Origin of the sequence: Pseudomonas sp. NPDC086251, from assembly GCF_044746405.1 — a bacterium.
GTDB lineage: Bacteria > Pseudomonadota > Gammaproteobacteria > Pseudomonadales > Pseudomonadaceae > Aquipseudomonas.
Window position 1 is genome coordinate 45,666 of sequence record NZ_JBIVBY010000025.1, and the last position, 16,699, is coordinate 62,364.

A 16,699-nucleotide genomic window follows, 5' to 3' on the forward strand; every position below is an offset into this window, starting at 1 on the left:
CGGGATTTGTCGTTTTTCACCCCCGGAAAACGGCCCTCCACGGATTTGCCGTCTATATTCTTTCTGGCCGCCTGCGTCAGACACCGGCTGTTTGCCCTCGCTTTTTCATGAAGAGCCTCTGCGCGGAGCACTGCCATGAGCCCACCTGACGACCACGACGGTTTCAATCGCCGACGTGTACTGCAAGGCCTTTCGGCAGGTGCCGTCGGCGCCTGGATCAGCCCGCTATTCGCAGGGAGTAAAACCATGCCCGATGCCCCGGCCGACCTCATTCTGTACAACGGACGCCTGCACACCGTCGATCGCAAGAAACCCCAGGCCAGCGCCGTCGCGATCAAGGATGGGCGCTTCGTGGTGGTCGGCAGCGATGCCCAGGCCATGGCCCTGCAAGGGCCCGGCACGAAAATCGTCGACCTGCACGGACGCACGGTGATTCCTGGTCTCAATGACTCGCACCTGCACCTGATCCGTGGCGGCCTCAATTACAACCTCGAACTACGCTGGGAAGGCGTGCCATCACTGGTCGATGCCTTGCGTATGCTCAAGGATCAAGCGGATCGCACCCCCACACCGCAATGGGTGCGGGTGGTCGGCGGCTGGAACGAGTTCCAGTTCGCCGAGAAGCGCCTGCCTACGCTTGATGAACTGAACAAGGCTGCGCCGGATACGCCGGTGTTCGTCCTGCACCTCTACGACCGTGCCCTGCTCAACCGCGCGGCGTTGAAAGTGGTCGGTTACACCCGCGACACACCGAACCCGCCAGGCGGTGAAATCCAGCGCGATGCCAATGGCGACCCGACCGGCATGCTGATCGCCCGCCCCAACGCAATGATCCTCTACTCGACCCTGGCCAAAGGGCCGAAACTGCCACTGGAATACCAGGTCAACTCGACCCGCCAGTTCATGCGCGAACTCAATCGCCTGGGGGTCACCAGCGCCATCGATGCCGGCGGCGGATACCAGAATTACCCGGACGACTATCAGGTCATCCAGCAACTGGCCAAAGACCAACAGCTCACGGTGCGCATCGCCTACAACCTGTTCACCCAGAAGCCCAAGGAAGAGCTGACCGATTTCAAAAACTGGACCAGCACCTCCCGCTACGGTCAGGGCGATGACTTCCTGCGACACAACGGTGCCGGGGAAATGCTGGTGTTCTCGGCGGCAGACTTTGAAGACTTCCTCGAACCACGCCCCGACCTGCCGCAAACCATGGAGCAGGAACTGGAGCCGGTGGTGCGGCACCTGGTGGAACAACGCTGGCCGTTCCGCTTGCACGCGACGTACAACGAGTCCATCAGCCGCATGCTCGACGTGTTCGAGAAGGTCAATCGCGACATTCCGTTCGATGGTTTGCCGTGGTTTTTCGACCATGCCGAAACCATCACCCCGCAGAACATCGAACGGGTCAAAGCCCTCGGTGGCGGCATCGCAATTCAGGACCGCATGGCGTTTCAAGGCGAGTACTTCGTCGACCGTTACGGCGCCAAGGCGGCCGAGCACACGCCACCGATTGCCCGCATGCTGGCCGAAGGAATCCCCGTTGGCGCCGGCACCGATGCCACGCGGGTCTCCAGCTACAACCCGTGGACGTCGATGTACTGGCTCGTCAGCGGCCGCACCGTCGGTGGCCTGGAGTTGTACCCGCAAGGCTTGAGCCGCGACACCGCGCTGGAACTGTTCACCCATGGCAGCGCCTGGTTTTCCTCGGAGCAAGGCAAGAAAGGCCAGATCAAGGTCGGGCAACTGGCGGATTTGATTGCGCTGTCGGCGGACTACTTTCACATCGAGGACGAAGCGGTCAAATGGATCGAATCGGTGCTGACCATTGTTGACGGCAAGATCGTCTACGGCGCCGTCGAGTTCGAAAAACTCGGGCCGCCTCCAATTCCCGTGGTACCGGAATGGTCGCCGGTGACCACAGTTCCGGGACACTGGAAACCCTTGGCGCCGATGGCGGCGCAGGTGCATCAGTGCGTCGGGGCGTGTGCGGTGCATGCGCACAGCCATGAACGGGCGCGATTATCCTCGGCACCGGTCAGCGATTTCGCCGGTTTCTGGGGGGCGTTTGGTTGTTCGTGTTTCGCGTTCTGAACGACGTTCCCATTAACACCGACCATCAAATGTGGGAGCGGGCTTGCTCGCGAAGGCGTCGTGTCAGCCGACATCAACGGTAACTGACACACCGCCTTCGCGAGCAAGCCCGCTCCCACATTTGATCGTCGTTGGACGCACGATCAAGGTTGTAACAACAGCGCCACCAACGCACTCCACCCGGTCTGGTGACTCGCGCCCAACCCGCGCCCGGTTTCCCCGTGAAAATACTCATGGAACAACACCAGGTCGCGGCTGGCAGGGTCGGCCTGTAATTGCGCATACGCCGCCATCGACGGTCGATTGCCCGCTTCATCTCGCAGAAACAACCTAGTCAAGCGCTGGCTCAGGCTGTCGGCAACGTCCTCTAGCGACGCCAGAAATCCCGACCCCGTCGGGTACTCCACCGAAAAATTCTGATCGTAGTAACGGTGAAACTCGCGCAAGGATTCGATCAACAGGTAGTTGATCGGCATCCACACCGGCCCACGCCAGTTGGAGTTGCCGCCGTACAGCCGCGACCCCGCGTCCGCCGGCTCGTAACGGGCGCAGAGCCGATCCCCGTTGATCTGCATGCCAAACGGCAGCTCGGCGAAGGCTTTGGACAGCGAGCGAATACCGAATTCAGAGAGAAACTCGCCCTCGTCGAGCATGCGTTTAAGCAAGTCCTTGGTGCGTTCGCCACGCAACAGCGCCAGCAGCATCCGGTTGCCTTCCCCCGGCTCGGTCCAGCGCGAAACCAGACTGGCCAGGTCCGGTCGATGATGCATGAAGCCAAGCAGGCGCTCACGCAATCCCGGCAAACCTTCGTGCTCGCGCTGCTCCAGTACCTGCACCGCAAACAGCGGCATCAGACCGACGATCGAGCGCAGGCGCAGCGGTTCGTTGACGCCGTCCGGGCGGGTGGAGCACGTCGTAGAAAAACCGGTCCTGTTCGTCCCACAACCCTTCGGCTTCAGAGTCGACCCGATTGATCGCCCCGGCGATGTACAGAAAATGCTCGAAGAACTTCACCGCGATGTCGACGTACACGCTGTTGCGCTTGGCCAGTTCCAGGGCGATGCGCATCAAGTCCAGGGCATACGCGGCGACCCACGCGGTGCCATCGGCCTGATCGAGTTGGTAGCCCGGCGGCAACGCGGCCGAGCGGTCGAACAGCGCGATGTTGTCCAGCCCGAGGAAGCCACCCTGGAACAGGTTGCGACCCTCGGCGTCCTTGCGATTCACCCACCAGGAAAAATTCAGCAGCAGCTTATGGAAAATCCGTTCGAGGAAGTCCATGTCCCCGGCCCCGGTCAGCGCCTTGTCCTGCTGATACACCCGCCAGCAGGCCCAAGCATGGACCGGCGGATTGGCGTCGTCGAAGCGCCATTCATAGGCCGGCAACTGGCCGTTGGGGTGCATGAAGCGGTCTTTGACCAGCAGCAATAATTGATGCTTGGCGAATTCCGGGTCGATCAGCGCGAAGGCCACGGCCTGAAAGCCCAGGTCCCAGGAGGCGTACCACGGGTATTCCCAGGTATCGGGCATGGAGACGATGTCGAAATTCGACAGGTGCCGCCAGTGCTTGTTGCGGATGTGCGAGCGCCCGGGCGGTGGCGCAGGTTGCGCCGGATCGCCGTCGAGCCACTGGTTGACGTCGAAGTAATACAGTTGCTTGGACCACAGCAACCCGGCCAGGGCCTGGCGTTGCACGTTGCGCGCATCGGGGTCGTCTATCGCGCTTTGCAGCGCGGCGTAAAACCCGTCGGCCTCGGCGCGTCGGCGTTCGAACAACGCCTTGGCATTTACCCGAGCGGCACCTGACGGGGCGAAGCGAAGATAGACACTGCGACTCTGACCGCCCTCGAAGGCCAGCACAAAATGCGCCGCCACCCGCGTTCCCGCGTCACGGCGGATCGCGTCGTTGACGCCATCCACCAGGAAATCGTTGATCCCGTCTTTGAACGGACCTTTCGCCACCACACCGTCAAGCCTGGGGAAGTTGCTCTGGTTTTCGCAGAACAGCCATTCGCAGTCTTCCTCGCCCCAGGCACTGGCCTGTCGATCAGCCCGTTGCGGGTGCCGCGCCAGAACCTGATCACCCTCCAGCGTCAGGCTCGGTTTCTGCCCGTCGGCCACCCAGCTCCAGGTGTTGCGCGCCCAGAGTTGAGGCAGTACGTGCAAGCGCGCCGGTTGATCGGCGCGGTTGTGCACGGTGACGCGCATGAAGATGTCGTCGGCCGTGTGCTTGGCGTATTCCACCGTCACGTCGAAGTAGCGGTCGTCCTCGAACACGCCGGTGTCGAGGATTTCGTACTCGGTATCCGCCAGGCCTCGGCGAGCGTTTTCGGTGATCAGGTCGGTGTAGGGAAACTCGGCCTGAGGGTATTTGTAGAGCATGCGCATGTAGGCGTGGCTCGGTACGCCATCGACGTAGAAATACAGTTCCTTGACGTCCTCGCCATGATTGCCTTCGGCGTTGTTCAGGCCGAACAGACGCTCCTTGAGAATCGGGTCGCGCTCGTTCCATAGCGCCAATCCCAGGCACCAGTGCTGGGCCTTGTCAGAAAACCCCGCCAGCCCGTCTTCGCCCCAGCGATAGGCGCGACTGCGGGCATGATCATGAGGGAAATAGCGCCAGGCATCGCCATCGGCGCTGTAGTCCTCGCGCATCGTGCCCCATTGGCGCTCGCTCAGATAAGGCCCCCATTCACGCCAGGCCTCGGCCTCGCTGCCGACCAGCCGCTGGCCTTCGACAGTGCCTTGGATGTTCGCAGCGGGTTTGACCGTCATGGGTGAGTCCGTTGGGCGAAAGACGGTTGCAGTGTAGTGCCTCGCGACTGAACACCACCTGTCGCCGCTACAGGTACTGCGCGGAGGCTGCATGAACTGGCTTACAATGCCTGCACTTCCCGCACCGGCCTCTCCATGGACATCGAACTCGCCCGCACTTTCCTGGAAATCGTTCGTCACGGCAGCCTCGCCGCTGCCGCCGAAAAACTCCACGTCACCCAGACGGCGATCACCGCGCGCGTGCAGAAGCTCGAGAGCCAATTGGGCAGCACGCTGTTCGTGCGTAACCGCGCCGGTGCCCGCCTGACTCCGAACGGTGAAGCCTTTGTGGTCTACGCCAATCAACTGGTGCAGACCTGGGAAGCTGCACGCCGGGACTTGCCGCTCCCCGAGGGTTACCACGACGTGCTGCACATCGGGGGCGAGGTCAGTCTGTGCAACCCGCTGATGCTCAGTTGGGCCGGGGCGCTGCGCGAGAAAATCACCAGCCACGCCCTGCGCATGGACATCCGTGACGGCGAAAACCTCCTGCGCCAACTGGAACTGGGGGTGCTGGATGCGGCGCTGGTCTATCAGCCCGAATACTGGCCAGGCCTGCAAGTCGAACAGGTACTGGAAGAAAAACTGGTCCTCGTCCGACTGGCCGGACGACCCGATCCGTATGTGTACATCGATTGGGGCCCGGACTTCCGCCGCCAGCACGATGCCGCGTTGCCGGAAAAAGCCAAAGCCGCGTTGAGCTTCAACCTCGGCCCACTGGGCTTGCAGTACATTCTGGAAAACGGCGGCAGTGGCTACTTCCGCACCCGGGTGGTCCAGAGCTATCTTCAAAATGGCCTGCTGGAACAAGTGCCCAAGGCCCCGGAATTCAGTTACCCCACCTACCTGGTTTACTCCCGCGACCGCGACTCGGCGACCTTGCAGCAGGCCTTCGACTTGCTGCGCGAAGTCATCCGGTCCGACGATGACTGGTCGCAGCGCTGGAACCCGCTGACCTGAGTCCGGTTTGCACCGGAGCATGGCGTTTGTGGCCGCAAGGTTCGCCCAGCCAAAACGACGGGATCGGCTACGCTGCTGGTTATAACAATAACCTCAGGTGAACGCAGTGAGGCAGACCACCGAATCATTTCGCAGCCGCTACCGCGCCGACATTCATCCACTCTACAACCCCTGGTTGCATGGCGCCTTTGTGCTGCTGTTCGGGGTGCTGGCCATTGGCGGATTCTGGAGCACCGTGCATCAGGTCACGCCCCAAGAGTGGCTGGCCGTGCCGCTGACCTTGCTGTTGTTCAACTTCGGCGTGTACAGCGTGCACCGGCACTTGGGGCACCACAAAAAAAGCTTCGCGCGAATGTTCTATGCCCGACATGCCGGCGACCATCACAGTTTTTTCGCCCCCGGCCACATGACCTATGACAACGCCCGCGACTGGCGGGTGATCCTGTTTCCGGCCTGGCTGATTGTGTTGCACACGGGGGTCATCACCCTGCCCCTCTGGTGGCTGCTCAAGCAGTTCGACGCCAATGTCGCCGGCCTGTTCGGTGGGTGCCTGGTCCTCGGTTACCTGACTTATGAAGTGTTCCATGCGTGCGAACACCTGCCCCCCGGCAACCCGGTCACGCGCCTGCCGTGGATCCGCCAGATGCGTCGCCTGCACGAACTGCATCACCGCCGCGAGCTGATGCAGGAGCGCAACTTCAACATCGTGTTTCCGCTGATGGACTATCTGTTCGGCACCCTCTACTGGGAGCCGGAGCAAATCTCCCCGAACTCGACGAGTACGCCCATGACCCGCATGCAGCATCAGATCAACATTGCCGCCAACCCGATCGACGTGCTCGCTTACGCCAGCACTGTGACCCGTTGGCCAGAGTGGCATCCGTCATCCCTCAAGGTCGAAGGCCAGCGCGGCCCGTTGCATGCCGGAGTTCGCTTCGAAGAGGACATTCGGGCGGGCGGGCGCGAGGGGCATTTGAGCTGGATCGTCGACGAATATTTGCCAGGACGGCGCTGGTGCGCTCGGGCCCGGGGCGATCATGGCCTGTCGCTGGTGGTGACTTACGAGTGCGAGGCTGAAGGTGACGGCACGCGGTTTGTCCGCACCCTGGAGTACCAATTCAGCGGCCTGGCGATGCGCATCGCCAATCGCCTGCTGCTCAAGCGGCGCATCGCTAATGAGTCGGCAGCCTCAATGCGAGCCCTGCGCGAGATGGCGCTTAAACACCTGGCCTCCACTGGAGCCGCGGCGTGAGTCGAACCGTCAAGTTTCGCCATTTCGTGTTGCTGGTGATCGTGGCCATCGGCGCCTACGTGTTGCTGATGCCGACCAAGGTGCAACCGGTGGCCTGGACGCCGCCACCGGCGCCCTCCCTGACCAGCGGACTGTACGCCGATAATCAGCGCCTCAAAGGTGTCGAACGCGTCGGGATCGCCGGTATTGAGGGGCCGGAGGCGTTGCTGCTGGAAGACAGCGCCCTGATCACCGGCCTGCATGACGGTCGGCTGATTCGCACCAGTCTCGATGGCAAAGTGACCAAAATCCTGGCCGACACCGGCGGCAGGCCGTTGGGCCTGGCTCGCCATCCCAACGGGTTGCTGGTGATCGCCGACGGGGTCAAGGGCTTGCTGTCGCTGGATGCCCAGGGTCGGTTGATTGCATTGACCACCGCCGCCGGCGGCGTGCCCTTCGGTTTCACCGACGACGTGGCCATCGACAAGTCCGGGCACTATGCCTATTTCAGCGATGCCTCCAGCCGCTTCGGCTATGGCAAGGACGGCGAGGCGATCATCGAGCACGGTGGCGACGGCCGGTTGCTGCGCTACGACTTCCAGACCGGCAAAACAGCGGTGCTGCTGGATAAGCTGGAATTCGCCAACGGCGTGACCCTGGGTCCGGACGACAGCTATGTGCTGGTCAACGAAACCGGTGCCTACCGCATCAGCCGGTACTGGTTGAGCGGTCCGAAAGCCGGCACCCACGATCTGTTCATCGACAACTTGCCGGGGTTGCCGGACAACCTGGCATTCAACGGCCGGGATCGCTTCTGGGTGGCGCTTTATGCCCCGCGTAACGCACTGCTCGACGCCACGGCGCCGCATCCCTTCGTGCGCAAGATGATTGCGCGGGCCATGAAAGTGCTGCCCAAACCAGTGGAGAAACGCGCGTTTTTCTTGGGGTTGGACCTTGAAGGCAAGGTGATTGCCAATCTGCAGGATGGCAGTAGCGACAATTATTCGCCGATTACCACCGTGCGCGAATACGGGGACTGGTTGTATTTCGGCTCGTTGAAGGCCGATCACATGGCGCGATTGCCGCTAAGTACCGCGTTGCAGAAGTAACGCAAATCAAATGTGGGAGCGGGCTTGCTCGCGAAGAGGCCGTGTCAGCCGACAGAGATGTCAACTGAATGACCGCTTTCGCGAGCAAGCCCGCTCCCACAGGGTTTGTGGTGGGCCAACTTACCGCGGGTCCGGCTCGTTATCGCGCACCGCGTTATCCGTTTCTTCTCGCACGCGTTCCGGGTCCATGGCGGTGTCATCGTCGTCCAGCGGGATGGCACCTTCATTATTTGGCAGTTCGTCGATGCCCGGTTCATCTTCGGGATTGATCGTGGTGCGGCCCGGACTCAAAGGTTCGGGGCGCGTGGGAATCGGGTCATAACCGCCCTGTTCCTCGCTGGGGTACTTTGGTTTTCCGGGAAGGGTTGGATCAGGCATGGGGCACCTCGCATGGAGCCGTCAATTCGGACTCTGATCATTCGAGGTGCCGGTATTTATCGCCGTTCCAATTATTGCGTCACCGATGGTCGGTGGCTGGACACGGCACGTCAGGATGGCGTCTGAAGTCGGTCAACGATCTGGTTCTTAACCTGCACGCGCTTCTCCTTGAGCTTCTTCAGTGCGTCATCGCTCGGCGCATCCGATTTGGCGGTTTCAGCCTTCACCACCTCGGCGTCCGCTTGCGAATACTTGTTGATCAGTGAATCCAATAACGGATCCTTGGTGCGTTTTTGCTGGATATCTTCCTTTGACAGTTTCAAGTCCTGATAAAGATCGTGTGGCACCGGCATGGAACACCTCCGTTTGTTGATCGGAGGCAAACGCGATCGATTGCGTTCACCAACTATCAGAATGGCCTTGGTTAGCCGGTTCTGTCGACCGCCTATCAGACCAGCGGTGTCCGTTCGTCGTCCTGCCATAATTGCGATTAAACCTTTGCCCGTCCGTCGGCCTCCACAGTTTAACGATCACTCGATCGCCCCTGAAAACCTGTGTGGAGAATAACCAATGGACGGATTTACCCTGCGCCACCTGACGCTGGCCATCGCCTTGAGCACCAGCATGGGCATGGCCTGCGCGGCCACCTCAAATGACTTCGTCGATAAAGCGGCGGCAGGCGGCATCGCTGAAATTGAAACCAGCCGGCTCGCCCTGGAAAAAAGCAAATCGGCGGATATCAAGGAATTCGCCAACATGATGATCACTGACCATGCCAAGGCCAATGATGAGCTGGCGGCGATCGCGAAAAAGAATGACATCGAGGTGCCGGACAGCACCACGCTGGTCAAGCAGGCGAAAGAGAAAATCCTCGACATGCGCGATGAATCCTTCGATGCGGCCTACGCCAATAACCAGGTGAAGGCTCATGAAGACACTATCGAATTGTTCAAGAAAGAAGCCAATACCGTGACGGACGACAAGGTCAAAGGCGCTACGGAGCTCAAGGGGTTCGCGCAAAAAATGTTGCCGGGGCTGGAGAAGCATCTGGATATGGCGAAAAAACTGCAGGCGGCTCATCCGAGTAAGTAACGCCCCACCAAACAGACCGCATTGATGGATGCTTTTAAAAATGTTTGGGATGGGGGCATATCCGTTTCTGCGGTAATGGCAGCTATTGGTTCCGCCCTTACGGCGGGTCACTTGGAAAAGCCCCAAGTAACCAAGGGCTCTTGCCCCGCCATTCGGTGCCTCGCTGTGGCTCGGCATGCCCTCACTCCGGCATTGCTCCGGGGGCCCGCCGCCATCGGCCATCCATGGCCGGGGGCGGCTACCGCGGCATCCTTGCCGCGGTGCCCCCTGCGCAACGCCTGCGTTCGGCCTCTGGGAAAGGGGCGGCAGATCTGAAGCCAAAGCAAAGCAACAGCCAGATCAAAAGCGAACACAGCATCTAAAAAAAACACCATCCCCCGTAGGAGCGAGCTTGCTCGCGATGGACCCACAGGCACCGCGTTTATCCTGCTGAAACGCGCCATTATTGATGTTCTTCGCGAGCAGGCTCGCTCCTACAGGGGAATGCGTATTCCCCAATCAGGCCGGCCTGCAGGCCGCCGTGCTTTTGATCTTGATGCACCGTCCCATCGAGAGGCCGAGCGCAGGTTCTGCGTAGTGGGCAACCCGGCATGGATGCCGGGTTAGCCGCCCCCGGCCATGGATGGCCGATGGCGGCGGGCCCACGGAGCAGGACCGGAGCGAGGGCATGCCGAGCCACAGCGAGGCACCGAACGACAGGGCAGAAGCGCTTTGGTTACTTTCGCGCTTTTCGAAAGTGACCCGCCGTAAGGGCGGAACCAATATCAGCCGTTACCGCAGCAATGGATATACACACCCATGGATGCTGCCTGTATGCCCCTCAACCTAGCCACCATCGGTATCAATATCGGCATCAGTCTCATCGCCAGGTTTCGGCCGATCCGGATGCGGCTTGAAACCCGGGCTGAACTCATTGTCGTTATCGCTGTGAACGTTTTTCTGGTCGACCGCCTTGTCCGCGCTTTCCGGTTCGGCGGTTTTCGCGTCCTCCAGACTCCTTTCGTCTTTCATACGTACCTCGTTCGTCAGTGCAATGGCGCGGCTGAAGCAGTCGAGCCTTGTAGATTCGAAGCCATCGCGCAGGCAGGAGTTCCATTTGCAGGGCGTTAAAGATCAAGGCCGAAAGGTCGCAGCCTCCGGCAGCGCCTACTAGAGTTCATAGGCACCGGATGAAATAAAACCGGCCCGACGACCAACTATTTCATAGGGCAAATGTCACTGATCTTACGTCGATCGAATTATGGGGAATCGGCAAACACTTCCAAGGAGTCAAGGCACATGGCGGCACTGCAAACCACTACACTCGATGCGATGAAAAAGAACCAGGCGCAACTGCTCGCCGAATGGACGACCAGCCTGGCGGCCAGCGGTGCTTCGCGTAACCTCAAGGAACAGGACCTGCAACAACAGACGTCGGAATTTCTGCAGCTGATCGTTTCCGGGCTGGAACGAGGCAACAGCCAGAACGTCGCGGCCCCCGGCTGGGACGAGATTCGCCAGTTCCTCGAAAAGCTCTCCCACACCCGCGCCCTGCTCGGCCAGGACTCGCATCAAACCGCCAGCTTCATCTTCGCCCTGAAAGGCCCGCTGTTTTCCCTGCTGCAAAACCATTACCAGGACAATCCGGCGCTGCTCGCCGAACAACTCTGGGAAGTCTCCGAACTGCTCGACGCCCTGGGCATGCACACCATCCGCACCTTCCAGAAATCCCGCGAAGCGGTGATCAAGCGTCAGCAGGAAGAATTGCTGGAACTGTCGACCCCGGTGGTCAAGCTCTGGGACGGCGTACTGGCGCTGCCGATGATTGGCACCCTCGACTCACAACGCACCCAGGTGGTGATGGAATCGCTGTTGCAGCGGATCGTCGACACCGGTTCGGAAATCGCCATCATCGACATCACCGGCGTGCCGACCGTCGACACCCTGGTGGCGCAGCATCTGCTCAAAACCGTGACCGCGATACGCCTGATGGGCGCCGATTGCATCATCAGCGGCGTGCGGCCGCAGATCGCCCAGACCATCGTGCATCTAGGCCTGGACCTGCAAGGCGTGGTGACCAAGGCCAATCTGGCCGATGCCCTGAAACTGGCCCTGACCCGGCTGGGATTGTCCGTCAGCAAGGCGGACTGAGCCGATGGAGCGCATTCCGATTTTGCAAATGGGCGACTTCCTGCTGGTGACCATTCAGGTCGACATGCATGACCAGTTGGCCCTGACCCTGCAGGACGATTTGTCCGAGCGCATCAGCAGAACCTCGGCCCACGGAGTGCTGATCGACATCTCCGCCCTCGACATGGTCGATTCGTTCATTGGACGGATGATCGGCACCATTTCCGGCCTGTCGAAAATCATGGACGCCCAGACCGTACTGGTGGGCATGCAGCCCGCCGTGGCCATCACGCTGGTGGAACTCGGCCTGACCCTGCCCGGCGTCAGCACCGCGCTGAACGTCGAGCGCGGGATGAAACTGTTGCAGGCCCGAGTACGCGAACAATGACCGTGCGCAGCAGCGGCACTCACCCGATTCACATCGAGCAGGACGTGGTGCTGGCCCGGCAGCTGGCGCGCAAGCTCGCCCAGGAGTGCGGCATGCGCCTGATCGACCTGACCAAACTGGTGACCGCCGTCAGTGAACTGGCGCGCAACACCATGGTGTATGGCGGTGGTGGCGACATGGACTGGCAGATCCTCGACGAGAACGCGCGCACCGGGTTACGCCTGGTCTTTCGCGACGAAGGCCCCGGCATCCCCGATATCAAACTGGCGATGACCGATGGCTGGACCTCCGGCAGCGGCCTGGGGCTGGGCCTGACCGGCGCCAAACGGCTGGTCGAAGAGTTCGAACTCGACACCGCGCCCGGCAAAGGCACTCGCATAACGATCACCCGATGGACGTGAACATTGGCGGTTCGATGACACAAGTGCTACCGATCGAAGACACCAGCCAGATCGGTCATGCACGGCGCATCGCGCAGAAACTCGCGGAACAACACGGCTTTGACGCCACCGATGCCGGACGTGTGGCGCTGGTGGCCACGGAACTGGCCAGCAACATTCTCAAGCATGCCACCCGGGGCGAATTGCACCTGAGGGTCTTGCCGCGCCCGTCTGGTTTCGGCATCGAAATGCTCGCCGTCGACCGCGCCAAGGGCTTTGACTTGCAGGCGTGCCTGACCGATGGTTTTTCCACCGGCGGCACCCAGGGCATTGGGCTCGGGGCCGTGTCGCGCCAGACCGAAGTCTTCGATGTGTACGCCGACTCGCGAGGCGCGGTGTTGCTGACGCGGTTGTACCCTCGCACTGACAAAGCGCCGGATCGACGGATCGGCGTCAGCCAGCATTCGTTGCACCACGACCCAGCCTGCGGCGATGTCTGGCACTTGGCGTTTGACGGCCCGCGCATCAGCGCCCTGGTGATCGACGGCTTGGGGCATGGCGAAGAAGCCGAGCGTGCCGCCCGCGCCGGTGAAAAAACCTTTGCCCTGTCGCCCTTCGACTCACCATTGCTGTTGCTGGAGGACATTCATCAAGCGATGATCGGCACCCGTGGCGGCGCCCTGGCCATCGCGCAGTTCGACGGCGACCGCGATGCACTGCGATTCGTCGGTATCGGCAACATTGGCGCCTGCCTGATCGCCGCGGACAAGTCCCGTGGCCTGGCCTCGCACCCCGGCATCGTCGGCGGCCAATATAGAAAGGCCCAACCCTTTGACTATGCTCAAGTGAACGGACAGCTATTGATCATGTACAGCGACGGCCTGCAGTCCCGTTGGAACCTGCACGATTACCCCGGCCTGGTGCACCGCCACCCGGCCGTGATTGCCGCCATACTGCACCGCGACTTCTGCCGTGGCCGGGACGATGTCACGGTGTTGGTCATTGCTCTGGAGGCCCACCCATGAGTCAGGTGGACGAACAAGCCGCACTGATCGCGCAATTACAGGGCGAAGCCATCGCCCTGCGCGAAGAGTTGGATGAAACCAATCAGGGCGTCCTGGCGTTGTACGCCGAGCTCGACACCCAGGCCGAACAGTTGCGCCAGGCCTCGGACCTGAAAAGCCGTTTCCTGTCGTACATGAGCCATGAGTTCCGCACACCGCTGGGCTCGATCCTGAGCATCACCGGGCTGCTGACCGATGAACTCGACGGCCCCTTGAGCCCCGAGCAGCACAAGCAAGTAGCCTTCGTCAGCGGTGCCGCGCGCGAGTTGAGCGACATGGTCGACGACCTGCTGGACCTGGCGAAGATCGAAGCCGGGCGCATCACCATTTCGCCGGCCTGGTTCGACATGCTCGACCTGTTCTCCGCCCTGCGCGGCATGTTTCGCCCGATTGTCGATGCCAGCGCCGTGGACCTGATTTTCGAAGAGCCGGTGGGCCTGCCAAGGCTCTACACCGACGACAAGAAACTCGCGCAGATCCTGCGCAACTTCATTTCCAACTCACTGAAGTTCACCACCCGTGGCGAAGTCCGCGTGTCGGCGCAGCTGGAAAACAGCACCCACGTGCGCTTCGCCGTCAGCGACACCGGAATAGGTATCGCCCCGGAGCTACATGGCGCATTGTTCGAGGACTTCTCTCAGGTCGACTCGCCGCTGCAAAAACGCCTGCGCGGCACCGGACTCGGACTGTCCCTGTGCAAACGCTTCGCCGAATTGCTGGGCGGTGAAGTCGGGGTCCAGAGTACGCCGGGCTCCGGCTCGACCTTCTTCGTGATCATCCCGCTGGCCATCGCCATGGAGCCCGCCGATGAAACGTGACATCCGTTTGCTGATCGTCGACGACAACGTCGCCACGCGCTACGCCCTGCGCCGGCGCCTGGAACGCCATGGCTATGAAGTGCTCGAAGCCGGCACCGGCACCGAGGGCCTGGAGCTGATCGACAGCGTCACCATCGATGCGCTGATCCTCGACGTCAATCTGCCGGACATGAGCGGCTTCGACATCGTGCGCAAACTGCGCTCCGAAAGCGCCACCGCCCTGCTGCCGGTGATTCACGTGTCGGCGGCCTCGATCCAGACCGGCGACATCATCACTGGCCTGGATGCCGGTGCCGATGCGTATCTGATTCACCCGGTCGACCCGGATGTACTGCTCGCCACCCTGCGCACCTTGCTGCGGGTACGCGAAACCGAAAACGCCCTGCGCGAAAGCGAGGCGCGGTTTCGGGAAATCTTCGTCAACGTGTCGGCGCCGATCGCGGTGCTGGATGCCGAGTTGAAGGTCCACGAATGCAACCATGCCTTCGCGCAGCTGATCCAGGACAATCGGGACCCGGACGGCCTGCACGAGTGCTTTGCCGAAGATCAGGGTTCAATCATCGAGGAATTGCGCCTGCGCCTGGCCTATGGCGAGCGCTGGAAAGGCACCCTGAGCATGAAGGTCCAGGGTGAGACTCGCGAAACCGAATGGCAGCTGTCGCCCTACCGCACCCCGGAATTGAGCCTGGTGTTCGTCGAGGATGTCACTGAACACCGCCACCGCGAACGCTCGCACCTGGCCCGGCTGGACGATGCCACCACGCAGTTGGCCAAGGAAGTCGCCGAACGCGTGCGCACCGAGGCGCAGCTGTTGCAAGTGCAGAAGATGGATGCGCTGGGCAAACTCACCGGCGGCATCGCCCATGACTTCAATAATTTGCTGACCGGCATCATCACCAGCCTGGAGTTGATCCAGAAACGCATCGCCGATTCACGCACCGACAAGGTTCAGTTTTACGCCGAAGCGGCCTTGAATTCGGCCATGAGCGCCGCGTCCCTGACCCATCGCCTGCTGGCGTTCGCCCGTCAGCAGCCACTCGACACGCGGCCCGTGGACATCAACGAGCACGTGCGTTCCCTCGAGGAATTGCTGGTGCGCACCATTGGTGAACGCATTGCCTTGAAACTGGAATTGACCTCCAAAGCCGCGATCGCCCTGGTCGACCCGATCCAGCTCGAAAGTGCCGTGCTCAATCTGGTGATCAACGCACGCGATGCCTTGCCCCAGGGCGGCAACATTTGGGTCAGCACCTATGCCGCCTATTCCCACGGCGACCCCAATCTGGCCGACGGTGCGTATGTGGCGTTGTCGGTTCGCGACGACGGCACCGGCATCGACCACAGTGTGATCGACAAGGTGTTCGACCCGTTCTTCACCACCAAACCCTTGGGGCAAGGCACTGGGTTGGGGTTGTCGACCATCTACGGCTTCGCCCGACAATCGGGTGGTGACGCGCACATCCGCAGCATTGCCCGGCGCGGCACTGAAGTGACGATCATGCTGCCAGCCAGTTCCGACCTCACGGCCAGTGACGTCGAACCCGCCACCGTGGATTCCCAGGGGGCTGGCGAGCATGTGCTGATCGTCGAGGACATGCCGTCGGTGCGCATGTTTGTCGCTGAGGTGTTGGTGGATGCCGGTTATCGCTGCACGCAGGTGGGCGATATCGAAACGGCCCTTGAGCGTTTGCAGAATGATGAGTCCATTGATCTGTTGCTGACGGACGTCGGATTGCCCCGCATGAGTGGCCGCGAGTTGGCCGATGTGGCTCGGGGCTGGCGTGATAAGTTGCCGATCCTGTTCATGACCGGCTACGCCGAAACCGCGATCAACCGCCAGGTGTTCCTGGGTGACGGGATGGAGATGCTGATCAAGCCGTTTCAGATCAGTGAACTGCTGGACAAGGTTCGACGCACGCTCGACGGCACCTGATAGACCGATTCGCGAGCAAGCCCGCTCCCACACTGGATCTTCGTCGTGCACAGATTTTGTGTTCGCTGAAGATCAAATGTGGGAGCGAGCTTGCTCGCGAAGAACGTCAACGATGACGCGTTTCAGCAGGATAAACGTGGCGCATTCAAGACTTTCGCGAGCAGGCTCGCTCCCACACTGGATCTTCGTCGTGCACAGATTTTGTGTTCGCTGAAGATCAAATGTGGGTGCGGGCTTGCTCGCGAAGAACGTCAACGATGACGCGTTTCAGCAGGATAAACGTGGCGCATTCAAGACTTTCGCGAGCAGGCTCGCTCCCACACTGGATC

The 16,699-nt window shown here is 61.2% G+C and carries 14 protein-coding genes and 1 pseudogene; 11 read left to right on the forward strand and 4 right to left on the reverse strand.

The window, feature by feature from the left end; translation table 11 throughout:
• Nucleotides 1-246 precede the first annotated feature (246 nt).
• Entirely contained in the window at nucleotides 247-2,094 is a 1,848-nt protein-coding gene (locus tag ACIPL2_RS25260) for an amidohydrolase (protein WP_401360993.1), read from the forward strand.
• A gap of 143 nt (nucleotides 2,095-2,237) precedes the next feature.
• Here the strand turns inward: ACIPL2_RS25260 and ACIPL2_RS25265 are convergent.
• Nucleotides 2,238-4,869, reverse strand: a pseudogene (locus tag ACIPL2_RS25265) (MGH1-like glycoside hydrolase domain-containing protein).
• 135 nt (nucleotides 4,870-5,004) lie between these two features.
• On the opposite strand from ACIPL2_RS25265, the gene ACIPL2_RS25270 reads away from it, so the two are divergent.
• The 3 genes from ACIPL2_RS25270 to ACIPL2_RS25280 all read left to right on the forward strand — a co-directional run bounded on the left by ACIPL2_RS25270 (nucleotide 5,005) and on the right by ACIPL2_RS25280 (nucleotide 8,208).
• Nucleotides 5,005-5,868 carry a LysR family transcriptional regulator gene (locus ACIPL2_RS25270; protein WP_401360898.1) on the forward strand — a complete coding sequence of 288 codons (864 nt, stop codon included), beginning with the start codon at nucleotides 5,005-5,007 and terminating at the stop codon, nucleotides 5,866-5,868.
• A gap of 106 nt (nucleotides 5,869-5,974) precedes the next feature.
• Nucleotides 5,975-7,120, forward strand: a complete 1,146-nt coding sequence (locus tag ACIPL2_RS25275) for an SRPBCC family protein (protein WP_401360900.1) — start codon at nucleotides 5,975-5,977, stop codon at nucleotides 7,118-7,120.
• Entirely contained in the window at nucleotides 7,117-8,208 is a 1,092-nt protein-coding gene (locus ACIPL2_RS25280) for an SMP-30/gluconolactonase/LRE family protein (RefSeq protein WP_401360902.1), read from the forward strand. The genes ACIPL2_RS25275 and ACIPL2_RS25280 overlap by 4 nt, the downstream gene beginning before the upstream one ends.
• 120 nt (nucleotides 8,209-8,328) lie before the next feature.
• On the opposite strand, the gene ACIPL2_RS25285 is transcribed toward ACIPL2_RS25280, so the two are convergent.
• Complete coding sequence (locus tag ACIPL2_RS25285; RefSeq protein WP_401360904.1) at nucleotides 8,329-8,586, reverse strand: hypothetical protein; 258 nt, start codon at nucleotides 8,584-8,586, stop codon at nucleotides 8,329-8,331.
• 110 nt (nucleotides 8,587-8,696) lie between these two features.
• The gene (locus tag ACIPL2_RS25290; RefSeq protein WP_401360906.1) at nucleotides 8,697-8,939 is read right to left on the reverse strand and encodes a hypothetical protein; all 243 of its coding nucleotides are present in this window, start codon (nucleotides 8,937-8,939) and stop codon (nucleotides 8,697-8,699) included.
• 217 nt (nucleotides 8,940-9,156) lie between these two features.
• Between ACIPL2_RS25290 and ACIPL2_RS25295 the strand changes: the two genes are divergently transcribed.
• The gene (locus tag ACIPL2_RS25295; RefSeq protein ID WP_401360908.1) at nucleotides 9,157-9,678 is read left to right on the forward strand and encodes a DUF4142 domain-containing protein; all 522 of its coding nucleotides are present in this window, start codon (nucleotides 9,157-9,159) and stop codon (nucleotides 9,676-9,678) included.
• A gap of 825 nt (nucleotides 9,679-10,503) precedes the next feature.
• Here ACIPL2_RS25295 and ACIPL2_RS25300 read toward each other — a convergent pair.
• Nucleotides 10,504-10,689 carry a hypothetical protein gene (locus ACIPL2_RS25300; RefSeq protein WP_059405961.1) on the reverse strand — a complete coding sequence of 62 codons (186 nt, stop codon included), beginning with the start codon at nucleotides 10,687-10,689 and terminating at the stop codon, nucleotides 10,504-10,506.
• Between the two features lie 267 nt (nucleotides 10,690-10,956).
• Between ACIPL2_RS25300 and ACIPL2_RS25305 the strand changes: the two genes are divergently transcribed.
• From ACIPL2_RS25305 to ACIPL2_RS25330, 6 genes are read left to right on the forward strand one after another with little or no spacing between them, the layout of a single operon-like run.
• The gene (locus tag ACIPL2_RS25305; RefSeq protein WP_401360910.1) at nucleotides 10,957-11,808 is read left to right on the forward strand and encodes an STAS domain-containing protein; all 852 of its coding nucleotides are present in this window, start codon (nucleotides 10,957-10,959) and stop codon (nucleotides 11,806-11,808) included.
• A gap of 4 nt (nucleotides 11,809-11,812) precedes the next feature.
• A complete protein-coding gene (locus ACIPL2_RS25310) occupies nucleotides 11,813-12,175 on the forward strand; it encodes an STAS domain-containing protein (protein ID WP_401360912.1) in 363 nt (120 codons plus the stop codon).
• Complete coding sequence (locus tag ACIPL2_RS25315; RefSeq protein WP_401360914.1) at nucleotides 12,172-12,576, forward strand: anti-sigma regulatory factor; 405 nt, start codon at nucleotides 12,172-12,174, stop codon at nucleotides 12,574-12,576. Before ACIPL2_RS25310 ends, ACIPL2_RS25315 begins: the two co-directional genes overlap by 4 nt.
• A complete protein-coding gene (locus ACIPL2_RS25320; RefSeq protein WP_401360995.1) occupies nucleotides 12,573-13,580 on the forward strand; it encodes an ATP-binding protein in 1,008 nt (335 codons plus the stop codon). Before ACIPL2_RS25315 ends, ACIPL2_RS25320 begins: the two co-directional genes overlap by 4 nt.
• A complete protein-coding gene (locus ACIPL2_RS25325; RefSeq protein WP_401360916.1) occupies nucleotides 13,577-14,437 on the forward strand; it encodes a sensor histidine kinase in 861 nt (286 codons plus the stop codon). Before ACIPL2_RS25320 ends, ACIPL2_RS25325 begins: the two co-directional genes overlap by 4 nt.
• Nucleotides 14,427-16,370 carry a response regulator gene (locus ACIPL2_RS25330; RefSeq protein ID WP_401360918.1) on the forward strand — a complete coding sequence of 648 codons (1,944 nt, stop codon included), beginning with the start codon at nucleotides 14,427-14,429 and terminating at the stop codon, nucleotides 16,368-16,370. The genes ACIPL2_RS25325 and ACIPL2_RS25330 overlap by 11 nt, the downstream gene beginning before the upstream one ends.
• Nucleotides 16,371-16,699: the final 329 nt, after the last annotated feature.

Bases quoted from the DNA above. Each gene is read 5' to 3' on its own strand.
- ACIPL2_RS25260 (WP_401360993.1), top strand. From the start codon at position 247: ATGCCCGATGCCCCGGCCGACCTCATTCTGTACAACGGACGCCTGCAC.
- ACIPL2_RS25270 (WP_401360898.1), top strand. From the start codon at position 5,005: ATGGACATCGAACTCGCCCGCACTTTCCTGGAAATCGTTCGTCACGGC.
- ACIPL2_RS25285 (WP_401360904.1), bottom strand. From the start codon at position 8,586: ATGCCTGATCCAACCCTTCCCGGAAAACCAAAGTACCCCAGCGAGGAA.
- ACIPL2_RS25290 (WP_401360906.1), bottom strand. From the start codon at position 8,939: ATGCCGGTGCCACACGATCTTTATCAGGACTTGAAACTGTCAAAGGAA.
- ACIPL2_RS25295 (WP_401360908.1), top strand. From the start codon at position 9,157: ATGGACGGATTTACCCTGCGCCACCTGACGCTGGCCATCGCCTTGAGC.
- ACIPL2_RS25300 (WP_059405961.1), bottom strand. From the start codon at position 10,689: ATGAAAGACGAAAGGAGTCTGGAGGACGCGAAAACCGCCGAACCGGAA.
- ACIPL2_RS25305 (WP_401360910.1), top strand. From the start codon at position 10,957: ATGGCGGCACTGCAAACCACTACACTCGATGCGATGAAAAAGAACCAG.
- ACIPL2_RS25310 (WP_401360912.1), top strand. From the start codon at position 11,813: ATGGAGCGCATTCCGATTTTGCAAATGGGCGACTTCCTGCTGGTGACC.
- ACIPL2_RS25315 (WP_401360914.1), top strand. From the start codon at position 12,172: ATGACCGTGCGCAGCAGCGGCACTCACCCGATTCACATCGAGCAGGAC.
- ACIPL2_RS25325 (WP_401360916.1), top strand. From the start codon at position 13,577: ATGAGTCAGGTGGACGAACAAGCCGCACTGATCGCGCAATTACAGGGC.
- ACIPL2_RS25330 (WP_401360918.1), top strand. From the start codon at position 14,427: ATGAAACGTGACATCCGTTTGCTGATCGTCGACGACAACGTCGCCACG.